General features: G+C 69.0%; 16 protein-coding genes and 2 riboswitches. Of the genes, 9 read left to right on the top strand and 7 right to left on the bottom strand.

Features of this window, described 5'->3' with window-relative positions:
- Positions 1–101 precede the first annotated feature (101 nt).
- The 3 genes from BJQ90_RS08815 to pabB all read left to right on the top strand — a co-directional run bounded on the left by BJQ90_RS08815 (position 102) and on the right by pabB (position 3,405).
- A complete protein-coding gene (locus BJQ90_RS08815) occupies positions 102–596 on the top strand; it encodes a MarR family winged helix-turn-helix transcriptional regulator (RefSeq protein WP_319004619.1) in 495 nt (164 codons plus the stop codon).
- A gap of 176 nt (positions 597–772) precedes the next feature.
- Positions 773–1,354: a low molecular weight protein-tyrosine-phosphatase gene (locus BJQ90_RS08810; protein ID WP_226759915.1), complete on the top strand. Its 582-nt coding sequence runs from the start codon at positions 773–775 to the stop codon at positions 1,352–1,354.
- Complete coding sequence (gene pabB / locus BJQ90_RS08805; protein WP_226759914.1) at positions 1,351–3,405, top strand: aminodeoxychorismate synthase component I; 2,055 nt, start codon at positions 1,351–1,353, stop codon at positions 3,403–3,405. The genes BJQ90_RS08810 and pabB overlap by 4 nt, the downstream gene beginning before the upstream one ends.
- Positions 3,406–3,439: 34 nt before the next feature.
- Here pabB and cls read toward each other — a convergent pair whose 3' ends face one another.
- Complete coding sequence (cls, locus tag BJQ90_RS08800; protein WP_226759913.1) at positions 3,440–4,915, bottom strand: cardiolipin synthase; 1,476 nt, start codon at positions 4,913–4,915, stop codon at positions 3,440–3,442.
- Between the two features lie 93 nt (positions 4,916–5,008).
- Between cls and BJQ90_RS08795 the strand changes: the two genes are divergently transcribed.
- From BJQ90_RS08795 to BJQ90_RS08780, 4 genes are all read left to right on the top strand, one after another.
- A complete protein-coding gene (locus BJQ90_RS08795) occupies positions 5,009–5,971 on the top strand; it encodes an aminodeoxychorismate lyase (RefSeq protein ID WP_226759912.1) in 963 nt (320 codons plus the stop codon).
- A gap of 156 nt (positions 5,972–6,127) precedes the next feature.
- Positions 6,128–6,242, top strand: a riboswitch (SAM riboswitch).
- 13 nt (positions 6,243–6,255) lie between these two features.
- Entirely contained in the window at positions 6,256–6,564 is a 309-nt protein-coding gene (locus BJQ90_RS08790; RefSeq protein ID WP_413463660.1) for a DUF1737 domain-containing protein, read from the top strand.
- Positions 6,561–6,980: a rhodanese-like domain-containing protein gene (locus tag BJQ90_RS08785; protein ID WP_226759911.1), complete on the top strand. Its 420-nt coding sequence runs from the start codon at positions 6,561–6,563 to the stop codon at positions 6,978–6,980. The genes BJQ90_RS08790 and BJQ90_RS08785 overlap by 4 nt, the downstream gene beginning before the upstream one ends.
- On the top strand, positions 6,981–8,189 hold the full coding sequence (locus tag BJQ90_RS08780) for an O-succinylhomoserine sulfhydrylase (RefSeq protein ID WP_226759910.1): 1,209 nt from the start codon (positions 6,981–6,983) through the stop codon (positions 8,187–8,189).
- Positions 8,190–8,291: 102 nt separating this feature from the next.
- Here the strand turns inward: BJQ90_RS08780 and BJQ90_RS08775 are convergent, their stop codons facing one another.
- The 5 genes from BJQ90_RS08775 to BJQ90_RS08755 all read right to left on the bottom strand — a co-directional run bounded on the left by BJQ90_RS08775 (position 8,292) and on the right by BJQ90_RS08755 (position 14,283).
- Positions 8,292–9,476 (bottom strand): glutamate--cysteine ligase, encoded by a 1,185-nt coding sequence (locus BJQ90_RS08775; RefSeq protein ID WP_226759909.1) that lies wholly within the window; start codon positions 9,474–9,476, stop codon positions 8,292–8,294.
- A gap of 120 nt (positions 9,477–9,596) precedes the next feature.
- Entirely contained in the window at positions 9,597–11,120 is a 1,524-nt protein-coding gene (locus BJQ90_RS08770) for a UDP-N-acetylglucosamine 1-carboxyvinyltransferase (RefSeq protein WP_226759908.1), read from the bottom strand.
- Positions 11,121–11,216: 96 nt separating this feature from the next.
- A complete protein-coding gene (locus tag BJQ90_RS08765; protein ID WP_226759907.1) occupies positions 11,217–12,020 on the bottom strand; it encodes an energy-coupling factor transporter transmembrane component T family protein in 804 nt (267 codons plus the stop codon).
- Complete coding sequence (locus BJQ90_RS08760) at positions 12,017–13,651, bottom strand: ABC transporter ATP-binding protein (protein ID WP_226759906.1); 1,635 nt, start codon at positions 13,649–13,651, stop codon at positions 12,017–12,019. The genes BJQ90_RS08765 and BJQ90_RS08760 overlap by 4 nt, the downstream gene beginning before the upstream one ends.
- Positions 13,651–14,283 (bottom strand): ECF transporter S component, encoded by a 633-nt coding sequence (locus BJQ90_RS08755; RefSeq protein ID WP_226759905.1) that lies wholly within the window; start codon positions 14,281–14,283, stop codon positions 13,651–13,653. The genes BJQ90_RS08760 and BJQ90_RS08755 overlap by 1 nt, the downstream gene beginning before the upstream one ends.
- Positions 14,284–14,348: 65 nt before the next feature.
- A riboswitch (TPP riboswitch) is annotated at positions 14,349–14,492 on the bottom strand.
- 185 nt (positions 14,493–14,677) lie between these two features.
- Between BJQ90_RS08755 and BJQ90_RS08750 the strand changes: the two genes are divergently transcribed.
- Positions 14,678–15,235: a heme-degrading domain-containing protein gene (locus tag BJQ90_RS08750; RefSeq protein WP_226759904.1), complete on the top strand. Its 558-nt coding sequence runs from the start codon at positions 14,678–14,680 to the stop codon at positions 15,233–15,235.
- A gap of 1 nt (position 15,236) precedes the next feature.
- Here the strand turns inward: BJQ90_RS08750 and BJQ90_RS08745 are convergent, their stop codons facing one another.
- Positions 15,237–16,034, bottom strand: coding sequence for a DUF4386 family protein (locus tag BJQ90_RS08745; RefSeq protein WP_226759903.1), 798 nt, complete (start codon positions 16,032–16,034; stop codon positions 15,237–15,239).
- Positions 16,035–16,152: 118 nt separating this feature from the next.
- Between BJQ90_RS08745 and BJQ90_RS08740 the strand changes: the two genes are divergently transcribed.
- Positions 16,153–16,416 carry a DUF4235 domain-containing protein gene (locus tag BJQ90_RS08740; protein ID WP_226759902.1) on the top strand — a complete coding sequence of 88 codons (264 nt, stop codon included), beginning with the start codon at positions 16,153–16,155 and terminating at the stop codon, positions 16,414–16,416.
- Positions 16,417–16,440 lie beyond the last annotated feature (24 nt).

The raw sequence follows: 16,440 nt of genomic DNA, 5'->3' as shown, positions 1-16,440 counted from the left end.
CGCCACCCCCGCCGCCCCGGGTCACGCCTTTCACTGCCGTGTCGCGCATGGGATCATTGAATAATTCAACGACCCCGCCGACTCCCTGCCCGAAAGGCACCATGACACAACAGGTGAATGACGCTGCCGAATGCTCCGTCGGGACTGCAACACGGCTGGCGGAATCAAGCATCAGCACCGATATCGGCTTCCTCCTGGCCAAACTGCACGCCGCCGGCAGCGTACTCAACAACGCCGCCCTTGCGGAGTTCGGGCTGAAAGAGCGGTCCTACTCCGTTCTGGCGCTGGCCTGCGGCGCCCTGGGACCCACCCAGCGCGAACTGGCCGAGTTTCTCAGCCTTGACCCCAGCCAGATCGTCGCCCTCATTGACGAACTGGAACAGCGCGGGCTGGTCGAAAGAAAGCCGGGAATCTCGGACCGGCGGCAGAAACTGGTGGCCGCCACCAAGGGGGGCCGCACACTCCACGCTGCCGCCCGGAAGGCAACCCAGGCCGCGGAGGCGCGCCAGCTGGAAATGCTTACCCGCGAGGAGGTGGCCTCCTTACGGTCCATTCTGTGCAAGGCAGTCTGGTCCGGGAATCCCTCGGGCAGATAGTTCACTCAATTGCCCGCGCGAAGGCTCGGGAGCAGATGGTTCCGCCTCCGGCCGCCGCCGGTGAGGGGCACGGGCCGGTCAGGCACTATGACAGCTCGAAATACAAGTGTGACAACTTTGTAATACGCGCACCCCGGAAACTAGCCAAGAGGACCCGCATGATCCATGCTTGCTCTATGACCTCAACGTCGAGCCCGTACCGGATCATCGCGGTCTGCACCGGGAACATCTGCCGATCGCCGATGGCCGAGCTGATGCTGGCGGAGGCCATCGCCGCGGATGGCCTGGCCGGCGCCGTGGTGGATTCCGCCGGAACCACGGCCTATGAGGTGGGCCGTCCGATTGACCCGCGGGCGGCCCGCAAGCTCACCGCCCACAGCATCCCCTCGGAGCGTCACGTGGCACGCGAATGGCGGGCAGAGTGGTTCGCAACCCGGGACCTCATCCTGGCCCTGGACGTGGACCATTTCGGCTGGCTGCAGCAGGCGGCGCCGGACCGCGAATCCCTGTCCAAGATCCGGATGCTGCGCAGCTTTGATCCGGCCGTCGCGGGCAGGGACGCCCTCGACCAGGGCATCGAAGACCCCTGGTATGGCGGCCACGCGGACTTCGACCTCACCTGGAACCTGATCAACGCCGCACTCCCCGGGCTCGTGGCGCATATCCGGATGGAGCTCGCCCGGCGTCAACGGCCGGGCGGGCAACAGCCAGGCAGTGATCAACCCAATGCACAGCAGCCGGTACGCTCTATTTCATGAGTCCCGCACCCGTCATCATCGCCATCGACGGACGGTCCGGCGCCGGCAAGACCACCCTGGCGATCGAACTGGCGGCACGGCTCCGCGAGCACCACAAGGTTTCACTCTTCCACTTGGAGGACATCTACCCCGGCTGGAACGGGCTCGCGGCCGGCATCGAACGCTACACCTCGACGGTTCTGGCCCCCCTGCACCGCGGCGAGCGGGCCGAATGGGTCAGCTGGGACTGGAATGCGCACTACGACGGCGACGTCCGCACCACCCAGCCCGCCGAAATCGTCCTGGTGGAGGGCGTGGGCGCCGGCGCAGAGGCCGCCCGGCCCTTCCTGGCCGCGGTAATCTGGGCCGATTCGCCCGAACAGGACCGGCGCAACCGGGCCCTGGCCCGCGACGGTGAAAGCTACGAACCGTATTGGGACCAGTGGGCCGCCCAGGAGCACGAGTGGCTGTCCGGGGACGACGTTCCCGCCCGCGCCGACGTCCGGGTGCTCAACCTTGCCGACGGCGCCGCTCCGGCGGAAGTGCTGCAGGCCCTGCAATACCTGCCGGCACTGTCCCCGGCGCTGCTCCCGGAGCTTGCCGCCCGCCACGGGCTCCAGCTCCGCGCCGAACGGATCGATGCTGCCCCGGACCCGGCCCGGCTGTTCGAGTCCCTCTTCGGCCGCTCCGCCAGAGCCGTCTGGCTGGACTCCTCGATGGACGCCGGCGGCAACGAGGCCGCGGAACGGAGCCGCTTCAGCATCCTCGCGGACGACGGCGGCCCGTTCGGCCAGTCGGTCCGGCACAGTTCGGGCAGAACCCACGTAAGCGTCGGCAACGCCAGCGTCACGACCGAGGGGCCGTTCTTCCGCTGGCTCGACGGAGTCTGGGGCCGCCGGGCCCTCCGCGGCCCCGAGGGCTACCCCTGCGAGTTCACCCTGGGCTGGCTCGGTTACCTTGGCTACGAACTCAAACGCGAGACCGGCGGCAGCGACGTCACCGCCGGGACCCCGGATGCCTGCCTGCTTTTTGCCGGACGCGCCGTGGTGCTGGACCATGTGGAGCGCACAGTCTGGTTGCTGACATTGGACACCGCGGACGCCGGGGACTGGCTGGAGACGGCCCGCGCCGCCGCCACCCGGGCAGCCGGCGGGCAGACAGCGGCGGCCGGCGGGAGCGCCGTCGGACCTTCCGCATCCGGCCGCGCTCCCCTGGACTTCGCCGCACGGGACTCGGAAGTCGCCTACAAGTCCAAAATCACCGAGGCCCAGCACCAGATCGCCGAGGGAAACACCTACGAGGTCTGCCTGACCACCGCCCTGACGGCAGAACTCCCCGCCGCCGCCCTGGACCCGTGGCGGTCCTATCTGGCTCTGCGCGGCCGGAATCCGGCCCCGTTCGCCAGCTACCTGCGCTTCGGGGACCTCACCGTGGCGAGCACCTCGCCGGAGCGTTTCCTGCGGATCGCGGCCGACGGCGGGATGCGCGCCGAGCCGATCAAGGGCACCCGGCACCGGGACGCGGATCCCGCGCGGGACGCCCTGCTGCGGCACGAGCTCGAGTCCTCGCCGAAGGACCGCGCCGAGAACATCATGATCGTGGACCTTCTGCGCAACGATCTCAGCCACTTCGCCGTGCCCGGATCGGTGTCGGTCAGCCGGCTCTGCGCGATCGAAAGCTACGCCACGGTGCACCAGATGGTGAGCACCATCGATGCCCGGCTCAGGCCCGGCATGCCCCGGGCTGAGGCCGTGGCCGCCTGCTTCCCCGCCGGCTCCATGACCGGTGCACCAAAGGTCAGCACCATGGCCATCCTGGACCGGCTCGAGGGCGCCCCGCGGGGGGTGTACTCCGGCGCGATCGGCTATTTCTCGCTCAACGGCGCGACCGACCTTGCCGTCGCGATCCGGACCCTCGTGCGTACCGAGCGGGCCGGCGGCAGCGCCGGCCTCAGCCTCGGCGTCGGCGGGGCGATCACGGCCGATTCCTCCCCGCAGGAGGAATACGAGGAGATCCGGACGAAGGCTTTCGGGGTGCTCTCGGCGCTGGGCGCGGAATTCCCGCCCGGCTGACGCCTGCGCCGGAGTGGCTCCGCCTGCGCCGCGGCTACTGCAGGGTGGCCGTCAGCCGTGCGACGTTGTCCACGTATTTGACGCCCATCGGACGTTTCATCCAGTCCTCGAGCGTCAATTCGCGCGAAATCTGCCGGTAGGTGTCCTCCACAGCGCTGATCCGCCGCACGATGTCCTCACCCAGCAGCATCACCGAGACCTCCAGGTTCAGCGAGAAGGAGCGCATGTCCATGTTGCTGGAGCCCAGCACGGCCACTTCGTCGTCGATGGTGAAATGCTTGGCGTGCAGCACAAAGGGCGCCTTGTAGAGGTAGATCCGCACCCCGGCTTCCAGCAGCGCCTCGTAGAAGGACTGCTGGGCGTGGTGGACCAGGAACTGGTCGCCCTTTTCCGAGACGAAGAGTTCGACGTCGACGCCGCGCTGGGCCGCCGTCGTCACCGCATACAGCAGGGAATCATCCGGGACGAAGTACGGGCTGCAGATCGAGATTTTGCGCTGCGCCGAGTAAATCAGCGTGTTGAAGAGCCGCAGGTTGTTTTCGGTGATGAATCCGGGGCCGCTGGGCACCACCTGCGCCGTGACGTTGCCGGCGTGCAGTTCAGGCCGGTGCGCGAGCTGGCCCTCAAGGGATTCGTCGGTCTCGCTGAGCCAGTCGGTTGCGAAGACGACGTTGAGCGTGGTGACGATCGGCCCGCGCAGGCAGGCCATCAGCTCGACCCATTCGCGGCCGATCTTGCGGTGCCGGGGGTTGTTGTAGGAGGGCTCGATCAGGTTCTGCGACCCGGTGAAGGCAACCTCGCCGTCGATCACCATGATCTTGCGGTGGTTGCGCAGGTCGGGCCGGCGCCACTGCCCCTGCAGCGGGTTCAGCGGCAGCATGGGCCGCCAACGGATCTTGCTGGCCTTGAGCCGGGCGATCAGCTTGCGGTAGCCCTTGATGCGCAGGGTCCCCAGGTGGTCGAACAGGAGGCGGACTTCGACGCCGCGCTCGGCGGCTTCCTCCATCGAGGTCAGCAGATCGTCCGTGATGTGGTCCGAGCTCATGATGTAGAACTCGGCGTTGACGAACGACTCGGCTTCGCGGACGGCAGCGGCCATGGCCTTGATCGAGTCCGGGTAGCCGGGCAGGAGCTCCACGTGGTTGCCGTCCACCATAGGCAGCGAGCCCAGGGTCTTGTTCAGTTCCGCGGCGGACAACACCCATTCCGGGCCCTCGTAGCGGCTCTCCAGCATCGCCAGGTCCGAGGTCCCGGCGCGGACCCGGATGTTCACCGCATCCTGCTGCGCGCGGCGCTTGCGGGAGAGGCGGAAGTTGCCGAAGAGCAGGAAGAGGACCAGGCCCACGGCCGGGACGAAGAAGATGATCAACAGCCAGGCCATGGCCGTGGTGGGACGGCGGTTTCCGGGGATGATGCCCAGGGCCAGCACCCGGATGGCGAGGTCGACCACGGTCAGAATCAGGATCAGCCAGGACGGAAGTGATTCCGCCAGCGAAAATGGCCACAGCACAGGCGAACCCCTCAAGTTCCAGACCCGCGGAACAGTTCCGGAACGGGCAATCGTCAAATCCTATCCCGTGGCACGCCGCACTAAGCTGAAGCCATGACTTCTCCTGCCGCCGCCCCCGCCCCCACTCCGGTGCTGGTCTTCCTGGATCCCGCCTTCGACGACGGCCGGCTGGCGGATGCCACCAAGCCCCAGCTGATGGCGACGGACCAGGGCGCCACCCGCGGCGACGGTGTCTTCGAGTCGCTGCTGGCGGTGGGCGGGCAGCCCCGCAAGCTCCAGGCGCACCTGAACCGGTTGGCCGGGTCCGCCCGGCTGCTGGAGCTGGACATCCCGGCGGAGGACGCCTGGCGCCGGGCCATCGCCACGGCGATCAGCGAATACCGGCGCCAGCACGTGCCCGGCGGCGAGGCCACCGAGGACGACGAACTCGTGGTCAAGCTCCTCGTGACCCGCGGCGCCGAAGGTGCGGCCACGCCCACCTGCTGGGTCCAGGCCTCCGCCCCCGGCCCGGCCGGGAGGCGCCAGCGCGAGACCGGGATCAACGTCATCCTGCTGGACCGCGGCTACGACAGCGAAGTCGGGGAACGGGCCCCGTGGCTGCTGATGGGCGCCAAGACCCTTTCCTATGCCGTCAACATGGCCGCGCTCCGCTACGCGCGCAGCCAGGGCGCCGACGACGTCATCTTCACCTCCGCGGACGGCCGGGTCCTGGAGGGCCCGACGTCGACCGTTTTGCTCGCGCACCTGGAAACCTCCGACGACGGGGCCGGCGGGGTCCGCACCGTCCGGCGGCTCATCACGCCGCAGCTCGACAGCGGGATCCTGCCCGGCACCTCGCAGGGTGCCCTGTTCACCGCAGCCAAGGCCGCCGGCTGGGAGCTGGGCTACGGGCCGCTGGAGCCCCATGACCTGTATGACGCCGACGCCGTATGGCTGATCTCCAGCATCCGACTGCTCGCGCCCGTCAACCACATCGACGGCAAAGAGATCGGCACCCCGGAGCTGCGCCGGCAGCTCACGGCGGAACTCAACGCGCTCTACGCCACGATCGAGTAGCCCCCGCCCCCACACACACCCCAACGCGGGGTCACTTAACGCCCGTCCCGCGGCCCCGGATGGGCGCTAAGTGACCCCGCGTTGGGGTGGATCCCGTTACTTAACATGACGACGGCGGCTCTGCGGGCCGGCGTCGCAGGTGTTACGTTTTTGGTGAGTAATGAGACCCGGCGCCAAGCCCTGACTGGCCGGTCGGCAACCCTCCCTTTCGCGGCGGGGTGCCTCAGGTGAATACTCGGCATATCGACCATTCGAGCTGCAAGCGTGAAAGAAGGAGATCCGTCGTGCCTGACGCGTCCGCCCCCGCTGTCCCCAGTACAGCACCCGCCCCGTCCACCGCAGTCCCCGGTGCCGCCGAGGAGAAACTGGCGTACCGCCTGTTTACCGGCCCCGATGACCGGGCCTTCTGCGAGCGCGTCTCCGCCGCCCTCGCCGACGGCTACGTGCTGCACGGCAGCCCGGCCGCCACGTTCAACGGCAGCAGCGTCATCGTGGCCCAGGCCGTCGTGCTGCCGGCGGCGATCGCCAGCGCCGATGCCGCCGTCGCCAACGCCGTGGACGATCTGGAGTTCGACGGCGAGGGCCACGCGTGAGCTACGCCGGGGACCTCAGCCCGCAGGAGGCCTGGGCCAAGCTCGAGGACGGCGCCATCCTGGTGGACGTCCGCACCGAGGGCGAATGGGCCCACATCGGCGTCCCGGACACGGCAGCCGCGGGTGACAGGCGGAACGATCCGCTGTTCATCCAGTGGAATCTTGCCGGCGGCATCCCCAATTCGCAGTTCGTTGAGCAGCTGAAGCAGCAGGCGGCCGGCACCGCCGGCGCCGAACTGGTGTTCCTGTGCCGGTCGGGCGCGCGGTCCATCGCCGCGGCGGTCGCCGCGACGGAAGCCGGCTTCGTCTCCTACAACGTCCTCGAGGGCTTTGAAGGCGAACCGGACCGCCACGGCGAACGCACGGTCAACGGCTGGAAGAACCGCGGCCTGCCCACCAACCTTGGAAAGCACTAAGTGACCTTCAACCCTGACGCCGCCGGCTGGAGCGCCGACACCCAGGCTGTCCGCGGCGGCCTCGACCGCACCGGCTTCCAGGAAACGTCCGAGCCGATCTTCCTGAACTCCGGCTTCGTCTACGAATCCGCGGCCGCCGCAGAGCGGGCCTTCACCGGCGAGGACGAACGCTTCGTGTACTCCCGCTATGGCAACCCCTCGGTGGCCACCTTCCAGGAACGGCTCCGGCTGCTCGAAGGCACCGAGGCATGTTTTGCCACGGCCTCGGGCATGTCCGCGGTCTTCACCGCGCTCGGCGCCCTGCTGGCCGCCGGCGACCGGGTGGTCGCGGCCCGCTCGCTCTTCGGTTCCTGCTTCGTGATCCTCAACGAAATCCTCCCCCGATGGGGAGTCGAAACAGTCTTCGTGGACGGCCCGGACCTGGATCAGTGGCGGTCTGCGCTCTCGGAGCCGACGACGGCGGTCTTCTTCGAGTCGCCGTCGAACCCGATGCAGGAAATCGTGGACATCGCGGCGGTCAGCGAACTGGCGCACGCCGCCGGGGCGACGGTCGTCGTCGACAATGTCTTTGCCACTCCCCTGCTGCAGCGCTGCGGGGAGTTCGGCGCGGACGTGATCGTATACTCCGGCACCAAGCACATCGACGGCCAGGGCCGGGTGCTGGGCGGCGCGATCCTGGGCACCAAGGAATTCATCGAGGGCCCGGTCAAGCAGCTGATGCGCCACACCGGCCCGGCGCTCTCGGCGTTCAACGCGTGGGTGCTGACCAAGGGGCTGGAGACCATGGCCCTGCGGGTGAACCATTCGTCCGCCTCCGCGCTGCGGCTGGCCGAATGGCTCGAGGCGCAGCCGGCGGTCAGCTGGGTCAAGTACCCCCTGCTGCCGTCCCACCCGCAGTTCGAGCTGGCCGCCCGGCAGATGAAGGCCGGCGGCACCGTGCTGACCTTTGAGCTCTCCCCGTCCGCCGGGCGTTCGGCGAAGGAGGCCGCCTTCGCGCTGCTGGATGCGCTGCGGATCATCGACATCTCCAACAACCTGGGCGATTCGAAGTCCCTCATCACCCACCCCGCGACCACGACGCACCGCGCCATGGGGCCCGAGGGGCGCGCGGCCATCGGGCTGAGCGACGGCGTCGTGCGCCTCTCAGTGGGCCTTGAGGACCTCGGGGACCTGACCCGCGACCTCGCCCAGGCCCTCAAGCAGGTCTAGCTACCCCCTCTGGGGGCCGGGCCGGCGCCGCCGGGCTAAGGCCCGCTCCGGGCCGTCCCGCTGGTGGTCCTTAGCCCGGCGGCGCCGGTGGGCGGGCTGGGCTCAGCCGCGGCGGACCCGGCCGAGGGACGAGCCCTCGTCCGCCGGGTCCCCGATGGCGGCTCCCCGCATGGTCACTTCGACGGCCCGTTTGACGACGGCGGCCAGCCCGCCGGAGCGGAACGGCTGGCGCTGCAGCTGCGAACCAGTGCCCTCCGCCAGGATCCGGCCGATGCCCGCGCGCACCAGTTCCAGCTCGCCCTGCTCCTCCAGCACGGGGGCCACGAAGTCGACCAGCGCGTGGACCACCTCCGCAGCCGGGGCGGGGGTGAAGGTTCCGAAGTCCAGCAGCTGACCGCGCAGTCCGCAGTTGCTGGCCTGCCAGGCGGCCATCCGCAGCAGCAGGGTCGGGACCGGGGCGGGATCCACGCCGTCGTTCCATTCCCGGGACGCCGACTCCACGAGGGCTCGCACCAGCACAGCGGTCAGCGCCGCATCCTCGGCCCGCAGGCAGACGTCGGCGACCCGGACCTCCACGGTGGGATGGTGCCGGCACAGCCGCGCGTCGAAATAGACCATTCCCTCGTCCATCAGGACGCCGCTTTCCACCAGCCGCGTCACGACCCGCCGGTACACCGGCAGGCTGCCGAAGATCATCGTCGGACCCGAGCCCGGCCAGCGGTTCCACGCCTGTGTGCGGTAGCTTTCGAACCCCGTCTCCGCGCCGTTCCAGTAGGGGGAGTTGGCGCTGAGGGCGATCAGCACGGCCAGCTTGTCGCGGATCCGGTCCATCACCGCCACGCCCTCCTCCGGCGACTCCACCAAGGTGTGGACATGGAGGCCGCAGGTGAGCTGGTTCCGGACCGTGAGCCCGAAACGCCGCTGCATGGTCATATAGCGCTGCTTGGGTGTCAGGTGGGTGGCGGAGCCGTGGGGCGACGTGGCGAGGGCGGCAACGCGGCCGCCGTGAACCCGCGCGGCCGCGTCGGCGAGGGCCCTGCCCTGCTGCAGCTGCAGGAGCATCTCGGTGTAGTCCTGGCACGGCCGCGTCTGGGTTTCAATCTGTTCCAGCTTGAGCTCGTAGCTGAAGTCGGCGTCCTCGTGGACCTGCGGTTGTCCCGGGGCAGCCAGGCCGGTGTCCGGCATCGGCGGGACCAGGCTGGGCAGCATGACATCGGCGAGGGCGAGCAGCATCCCCGTTTCGGGATCCACTATGAGCAGTTCTTCCTCCACGCCGAAGGTGCGCATGTTTCTATTGTGCGGCAGGATCCGCCGAAACGCTCAACAACGCGGGGTCACTCCGCGCCCATGGAGGCGCTCCGGATGGGCGCGATCTGACCCCGCGTTGCTTGGAGGTGCGCGGCGGGTTCAGTCCTGGAAGTACTCGATCTTCGCACCGATGGTGTTGAGCCGCTCGGCCAGGTCCTCGTAGCCGCGCTCAATCACGTAGATGTTGCGCAGTTCCGAGACACCCCGGGCAGCCAGCATCGCCAGCAGCAGGCAGGCCGCGGGGCGCAGTGCCGGCGGGCAGCCAACCTCGGCCGCGCGCCACTTGGTGGGCCCGTTGACGTAGATCCGGTGCGGGTCGAGGAGCTGCACCTGGGCGCCGAGTTTGTTCAGCTCGGTCAGGTAGATCGCGCGGTTGTCGTAAACCCAGTCGTGAATCAGCGTCTGGCCCTGGGCGTTCGCGGCGATGACCGCGAAGAAGGGCAGGTTGTCGATGTTCAGCCCGGGAAAGGGCATGGGGTGGATCTTGTCCTCGGGGGCGCGCAGTTCCGAGGGCTTGGTGGTGACGTCCACCAGCCGGGTGCGCCCGTTGCGGGCCAGGTACTCGCCGGACACTTCGAGCCGCTGGCCCATCTGTTCCAGCGTCGCGAGCTCGATTTCCATGAACTCGATCGGGACGCGGCGGATCGTGACTTCCGAGTTCGTGACGATCCCGGCGGTGATCAGGCTCATCGCCTCGATCGGGTCTTCGGAGGGAAAATACTCGATGTCGACGTCGACCGAGGGGCGGCCGGTGATCTTCAGCGTTGTGGTGCCCACGCCATGGATCCCGACGCCGAGCATCTGCAAGTAGAAGCAGAGGTCCTGCACCATGTAGTTGGGGCTGGCGTTGCGGATGATCGTGGTTCCGCTGCGGTGGGCGGCGGCCATAATGGCGTTTTCGGTGACGGTGTCGCCGCGTTCGCTGAGCACGAAGGAGCGGTCGTGCCCGTCCGACGGCGGCGCCTGTACGGCGTAAAAACCGGACTTGGCGTCAACGCTGAGGCCGAACTGGCGCAGCGCCTGCATGTGCGGCTGCACGGTACGGGTGCCGAGGTCACACCCGCCCGCGTAGGGCAAACGGTATTCGCTGGATTCGTCCAGGAGCGGGCCTAGCAGCATGATGACGCTGCGGGTCCGGCGGGCGGCCTCGACGTCCATCGAGTCGAGGTCCAGCACGGCCGGGCGGCGGATCTGCAGGTCGTTGGCGTTGAGCCAGCTGCACTCGACGCCGATGCTGGTCAGGACCTCGACGATCCGGTTGACCTCTTCGATCCGGGCCAGCCGGCGCAGTGTCGTGGTGCCGCGGTTGATCAAGCTGGCGCACAGCAGGGCGACGCCGGCATTCTTGCTGCTGTTGACGTCGACGGAACCGGACAGGGTGCGGCCGCCCTCGACCCGGAGGTGCGTCATGGCCGGCCGGCCCACCTTGACGATGCTCCGGCCGAAGATGGTCTCAAGCCGCTGGATCATTTTCAGGCTGAGGTTCTGCTTGCCCTGTTCCATCCGGGCGATGGCGCTCTGGCTGGTTCCGAGCTCGGCCGCCAACTGCCCCTGGGTCCAGCCCTTCTGGCCGCGGGCATCGCGGAGAAGGGCGCCAACGTGTTCAGCAGTTTCTTGAGTCATCCCAAGAAAATATCACGCATGATTTATTAACCCCGGGCATTTGGGGCGGAATGCCGCGAACCTCACAGCGCTACCCGTCCGGTGCGATAACGGGCGTTACTGCCGTGCGAGGAAGACCATGTTCCAGGTTCCCGCAGCCAAGGCAGAGGCGACAGCTGCGGCCGCAATCACCAGTCCGCCCAGGAACACCCAGGCATCCAGGCCGCTGAAGACGGATTTCCGCGCCCAGGTCCGTTGCGCGCCGCCGAAGCCCCGGGCCTCCATGGTGACGGCGAGCCGGGAGGCGCGCCGGACGGCCTGCACCAGCAGCCCGAAGCTCTGCCCCAGGGTGGCGCGAAGCCGTTGCAGCGGATTCCCGTGCGAGCCCACGCCGCGGGCGCGGCGTGCCATGCCGATGGTCTGCCATTCTTCCGCCATCAGTCCGACCAGCCGCATCGCCGCAAGCGTCCCGAGGACGAAACGGTGCGGCAGTTTCGCCTTCTGCGCGAGGGCGTCCGCCAGGTCGGTGGGGTCGGTGCAGCTCATCAGCAGCACGGCCGGCAGCGCGATGGCCAGGCCGCGGAGCATGAAGCCCAGCCCGAGTTCAAGGGATCCTTCGCTGATGGACCAGATCCTGGCGTCGAGCAGGACGCTTCCGCTGTCGGGTGCCAGGATCGTCGTGCTCCAGCCGCCCAGCGCCGCGGCCAGGATCAGCGGCCAGCCTCGCTGCCAGAGGGCTGCGGGGGTCAGCCCGGCCAACGGAAGCAGTGCCAGTTCGAAGGCGAGCGCCACCGAGGCGGACACCCAGTCGATGGACAGCGCCAGGACCATCGTGATGAGCATAACGGCGGCGAACTTCGCCAGCGGATTGGCCCGGGTCAGCAGGGCATGGTTGCCGCGCAGGGTCAGTTCCTGCCTCATGGCGCGGCGACCTTCCCCGGTTCCGGGGATTCGGGGGCGCCGAGGCTCAGCCCGGTGCCGCCCAGGACCTCACTGAATTCCGTATCGTGCGTCACCGACACGACCGCGGTGCCGTCGTCGAGGAGTTCGGAGAGGAAGGAGGCGAGTTCGGCCCAGGTGTTGGCGTCCTGGCCGAAGGTCGGTTCGTCCAGGACGAGCACCTGGGGATGGGCGGCGAGCACGGTGGCCACGGACAGGCGCCGTTTCTCACCGCCGGAGAGGGTGTAGGGATTGGCGTCCACCAGCTCCGTGAGCCGAAGCCGCTCCAGCAGTTCGTCCACCCGGTCCTCGCCGCGGCCCAGTTGCCGGGGCCCGAACATCAGCTCATCGAGCACGCGTCCGGTGACAAACTGGTGCTCGGGCTCCTGGAAGACGGTGCCAATCCTGGCGATCAGCTGCTGCGCCTTCCACTGGTACGGATCGATCCCCGCGCCGGCACTGAGCGCCAAAGTGGCGGAGACCGTGCCGGAGACGGGCGCGAGCAGGCCCGCGAGGGTCAGGGCGAAAGTGGACTTTCCGGAGCCGTTGGGACCCGTGATGGTCAGCGCCTCGCCGGCGCGGACCTGGGCCGTAATGCCGGACTGCACGGGCACCGGCGGGATCGGGCGGAAGCCTCCGCGGAGTCCGGCCCGCCGCGGCCGTTCGCGCGACACGGCCAGGTCCTCCGCGGCGAGCAGCAACTGCCCCGCAGCGTTGGCGGCTGCGCTGCGCCCGGACGCGCCGGCGGCGCCGCCCCCTGCACCCCGGGGCCGGGTCGGCGGCACATAACCCGGGACCCAGACGCCGGCCGCGGTGAGCATGTCCCGTGCCTGGGCCAGGACCTGGTCCGGCGGCCCATCGATCAGCACGGCGGAGTCCGTGGCGGATCCGGGCCGCAGCACCACGATCCGGTCCACCAGGCCCTTCCAGACGGAGACCCGGTGCTCCACCACCACCAGGGTGGCCCCGGTCTTGTCCAGGCAGCGGCCGACAGCGTCGCGGACTTCCAGGACACCGGCCGGGTCCAGGTTGGCGGTGGGTTCGTCGAGCAGGATCAGGCCGGGGCGCATCGCCAGGATGCCGGCGAGCGCCAGGCGCTGCTTCTGGCCACCGGAGAGTGCCGACGTCGGATGGTCCAGCGGCAGCCGGCCCAGCCCGACGTCGTCAAGTGCTTCCGCCACCCGCCGCCAGATCTCGGCCGGCGGCACGGACAGGTTTTCGGCGCCGAAGGCGACGTCGTCGCCCAGGCGCGAGAGCACCACCTGGGTTTCCGGGTCCTGCTGCATCAGTCCTGCCCGGCCGCGTTGGGCCCGGGGCGGGGCGCCGTCGATCAGCAGGCGGCCGGTCTCGTCCGCATCCTCGGCATCCGCGGCGGCGCGACCGGCCGCGCCGCCGGCGGAGCTGTCGCCAAGTACCCCGGCCAGGGCATGGAGCAGCGTTGACTTGCCGGCGCCGGAGGGACCCAGCAACAGCACCCGCTCACCGGGCCGGATATCCAGGTCCAGGCCGCTGACGGCGGGCCGGGGACGGCCGGCGTGCCGCCAGCCCCAGCCCCGCGCGGTGATCGTGGCCGGGCGGACCCCGCTGCAGGCGGACGTGTCGGAATCGGACATCAGGAGAAGACAGGCTCCGTGGCCGCCTTGCGGGAGGCAAAGGAACTCAGCACGCCGGTCCTGGCCAGGCCCCGGGTGGCGAGCCAGGACAGTCCGCCGGCGATCACGGCGCCGGAGATGGCCGTGAAGATGATGTAGGCAAGCTTGTCACCGTCGGCGTACGCGATGTTCCAGCCCCAGGGCAGAAACGAATCGTTCAGCCCGCAGAACAGGCCCGCCCCGGCACCGGCGAGCAGCGACACCGGCAGGTTGAACTTCTTGTACATAAAGGCGGCGAAGACCAGTTCGGCGCCCAGGCCTTGCAGGATGCCGGAAATGAGCACCGTGGTGCCGTACTGCGAGCCCATGATCAGCTCACCGGCGGCGGCCACGGCTTCGCAGAACAGTGCGGCGCCCGGTTTGCGGATGATGAGCATGCCCAGCACCGCCGGGATCATCCAGCCGCCGGCATAGAGACCGGTCAGCGGCGGGTAGAACGCGTTGACGGGGGCGGCAATGAGGTTGGCGCCCTGGGACCAGGCCCAGAAGATCACGCCGCCGGCCACCGCGATCAGTGCGGCCACCACAATGTCCACCACACGCCAGTTGTAGCTGCGTCCGGTGAGCGTCTGCTTGGCAGATGTATCAGTCATGTCGTCCTCCTGAGGAACAGGAGGGGAGGGTGTCCGGGGGCCGCAGCTTCCGCCGCCGCTCCGGGCACTCTGAGAACTCGACTCCCTTGCGCCGGTACTAACCGGATCAGGTTCGAGGGTCTGCGGCTGTCCGCACTCTCAGCGCCCACCTGTGGTCTCCCCGGATTCCTCCGGTGATGCCCGACGGCGGCGCTCCCCTGTCGTATTGAATATCGCCCTTGTGGGCGTGGCTCAGTTTACACCCATCGGGCAGCTGATTCCCGGGGCCGGCCGTCTGAATGTCCAGGCGCCACACCGGTGACCCGGGACCCCCTGCTTGGTAGAGTCGGCAAGGCATGGGAACACCGGATGCCGCGCCCACGCGCCGGCGGCCAACCAACGGAAGCTGGAACGCGTGACCAACTCAGCAGTGCCGTCCCCCGGCTACGACCCGGACTCCACGGACGAGCAGCCGCCTGGAGCCCTGGCCGCGCTCATCGGCCGCGTCCTGGCTGAAATCGATGAGCTGCAGTTCCAGTCTTTCGGCAAGGACGACGCCCTGGACCTCGGGCTGCTCCTGGTTGAACTCGGCAGGCAACGCTCCCACCCGATCGCCATCGACATCACCAAGGGCGAGCAGGTGCTCTTCCACGCGGCGCTGGAGGGCGCCACGCCGGACAATGAGCGCTGGATCAGGGCCAAGCAGCGCACGGCCGTCCGTTACGAAGTGCCGTCGCTGTTGGTGGGTCTTCGGGCCCGGGCAGCCGGGCGGAGGATTGAGGACAACGCCTGGTTCGACCAGACGGAGTTTGCCGCCCACGGCGGGGCTTTCCCCATCTATGTGCGCGGGACCGGGATGGTAGCCACCGTCACGGTGTCCGGTCTGCCGCAGAAGGCCGACCATGAGCTGGTGGTCGAAGCCCTGTCGGAGATCCTCGGCCGCGCCGGGACGCCCGGGAGGCCCGGGCGCTAGCTCAGCTGCCCGGCGCTGCCCTCCCCTCGCGCCCCCGGGGTGCCGGCACCCGGCCCGGGCGCCGGGGTGTCCGCCCGGCCAGCCGGATCAGCGCAATCCCTGCTGCCACAAACCAGACCCACATCAGCACCCCGTAGCCCCCGTAGAACTCAGGGACGGCGTGCCGGAGCGCTTCCGCGAGGATGCCCAGTCCGCCCGTGGCGATCCCCAGCCAGGCCAGGGCCCGCGGCAGCACCCCGTTCAGCATGACGATAGAGATGAGCAGGATGCCGGCCGCGGACAGGACACCGGCGGCGGCAGGGGTGTTGTTTTCGGCGATGATGGCTTCGGCAGCGGTCGAGTAGCGGAGCCGGGCCGCGTCGTCGGCCGCGGCGGCGTACCGGTCGCTGAGATACACGAGCACCATCGATCCCCTGCTGGTGACCGGGACGGCAAGGATCAGCCCCCACGACAGGCCGCCGATCACTGCGGCGAGCAGGGCCAGGCTCTTGTCCAGCGGGGCGAGCGCCACGAAGAGCGCGACAAACACCAGCACCGGCAGAATGTTCGGCACGGTCCAGAGCAGCTGTTCGGCAACATAGTTCCCTTTGTTCCGCGCGATGAACTCCAGCGTCTCGGTGCCGCCATGGACCGGGGGCGGGGCGGCGAAGTCCAGGACCAGTGCCAGCATCAGCAGCGCCACGAACAGCACCGAGGAGATCCCGGCCCAGAGATAGAGCCGGCGCCAGGTCCGGCCGCGGGACGGATCGGTGGCTGGCTGCCGGGCGGGCCCCGGCGCGCGGGTTTGGGGTCGTGCCATCCTCGAAGGTACGTCCGGCCCGGGCCGCCGGACAGGGGCGTTGGTCCCTGGCTGGAGCGCCGGGCAAGGGACGCTAGGCTAGGGGAAGCCCTGTTTCCTCCCCCAAGGAGTCCGAAGAATGAACATCTTCATCAAACTGCTCGGCACCGGCATCAGCCTGCTCGCCGGCTTCGTCGGCACCAAGCTCGTTGACACTGTCTGGGAGAAATCCACGGGCAACAAGCCGCCCAAGGGCCACGAGGACGATGTGCCCACCACGCTGCGTTCGGCCCTGACCTTCGCGCTGATCTCAGCGTCTGTCAGCGCCATCATCCAGGTCCTGGCCAACCGCGGCACGCAGCGCGCGGTCACACGCTTCGCCAAAACCCAGGACCTGGTTTAGCAAAACCCAGGACCTGGTTAGCAA

This window comes from Arthrobacter sp. SO3, assembly GCF_020532825.1.
Taxonomy (GTDB): domain Bacteria; phylum Actinomycetota; class Actinomycetes; order Actinomycetales; family Micrococcaceae; genus Arthrobacter.
The sequence above is the reverse complement of the archived record's forward strand: the minus strand, read 5'-3'. Positions and strand labels throughout refer to the sequence as shown.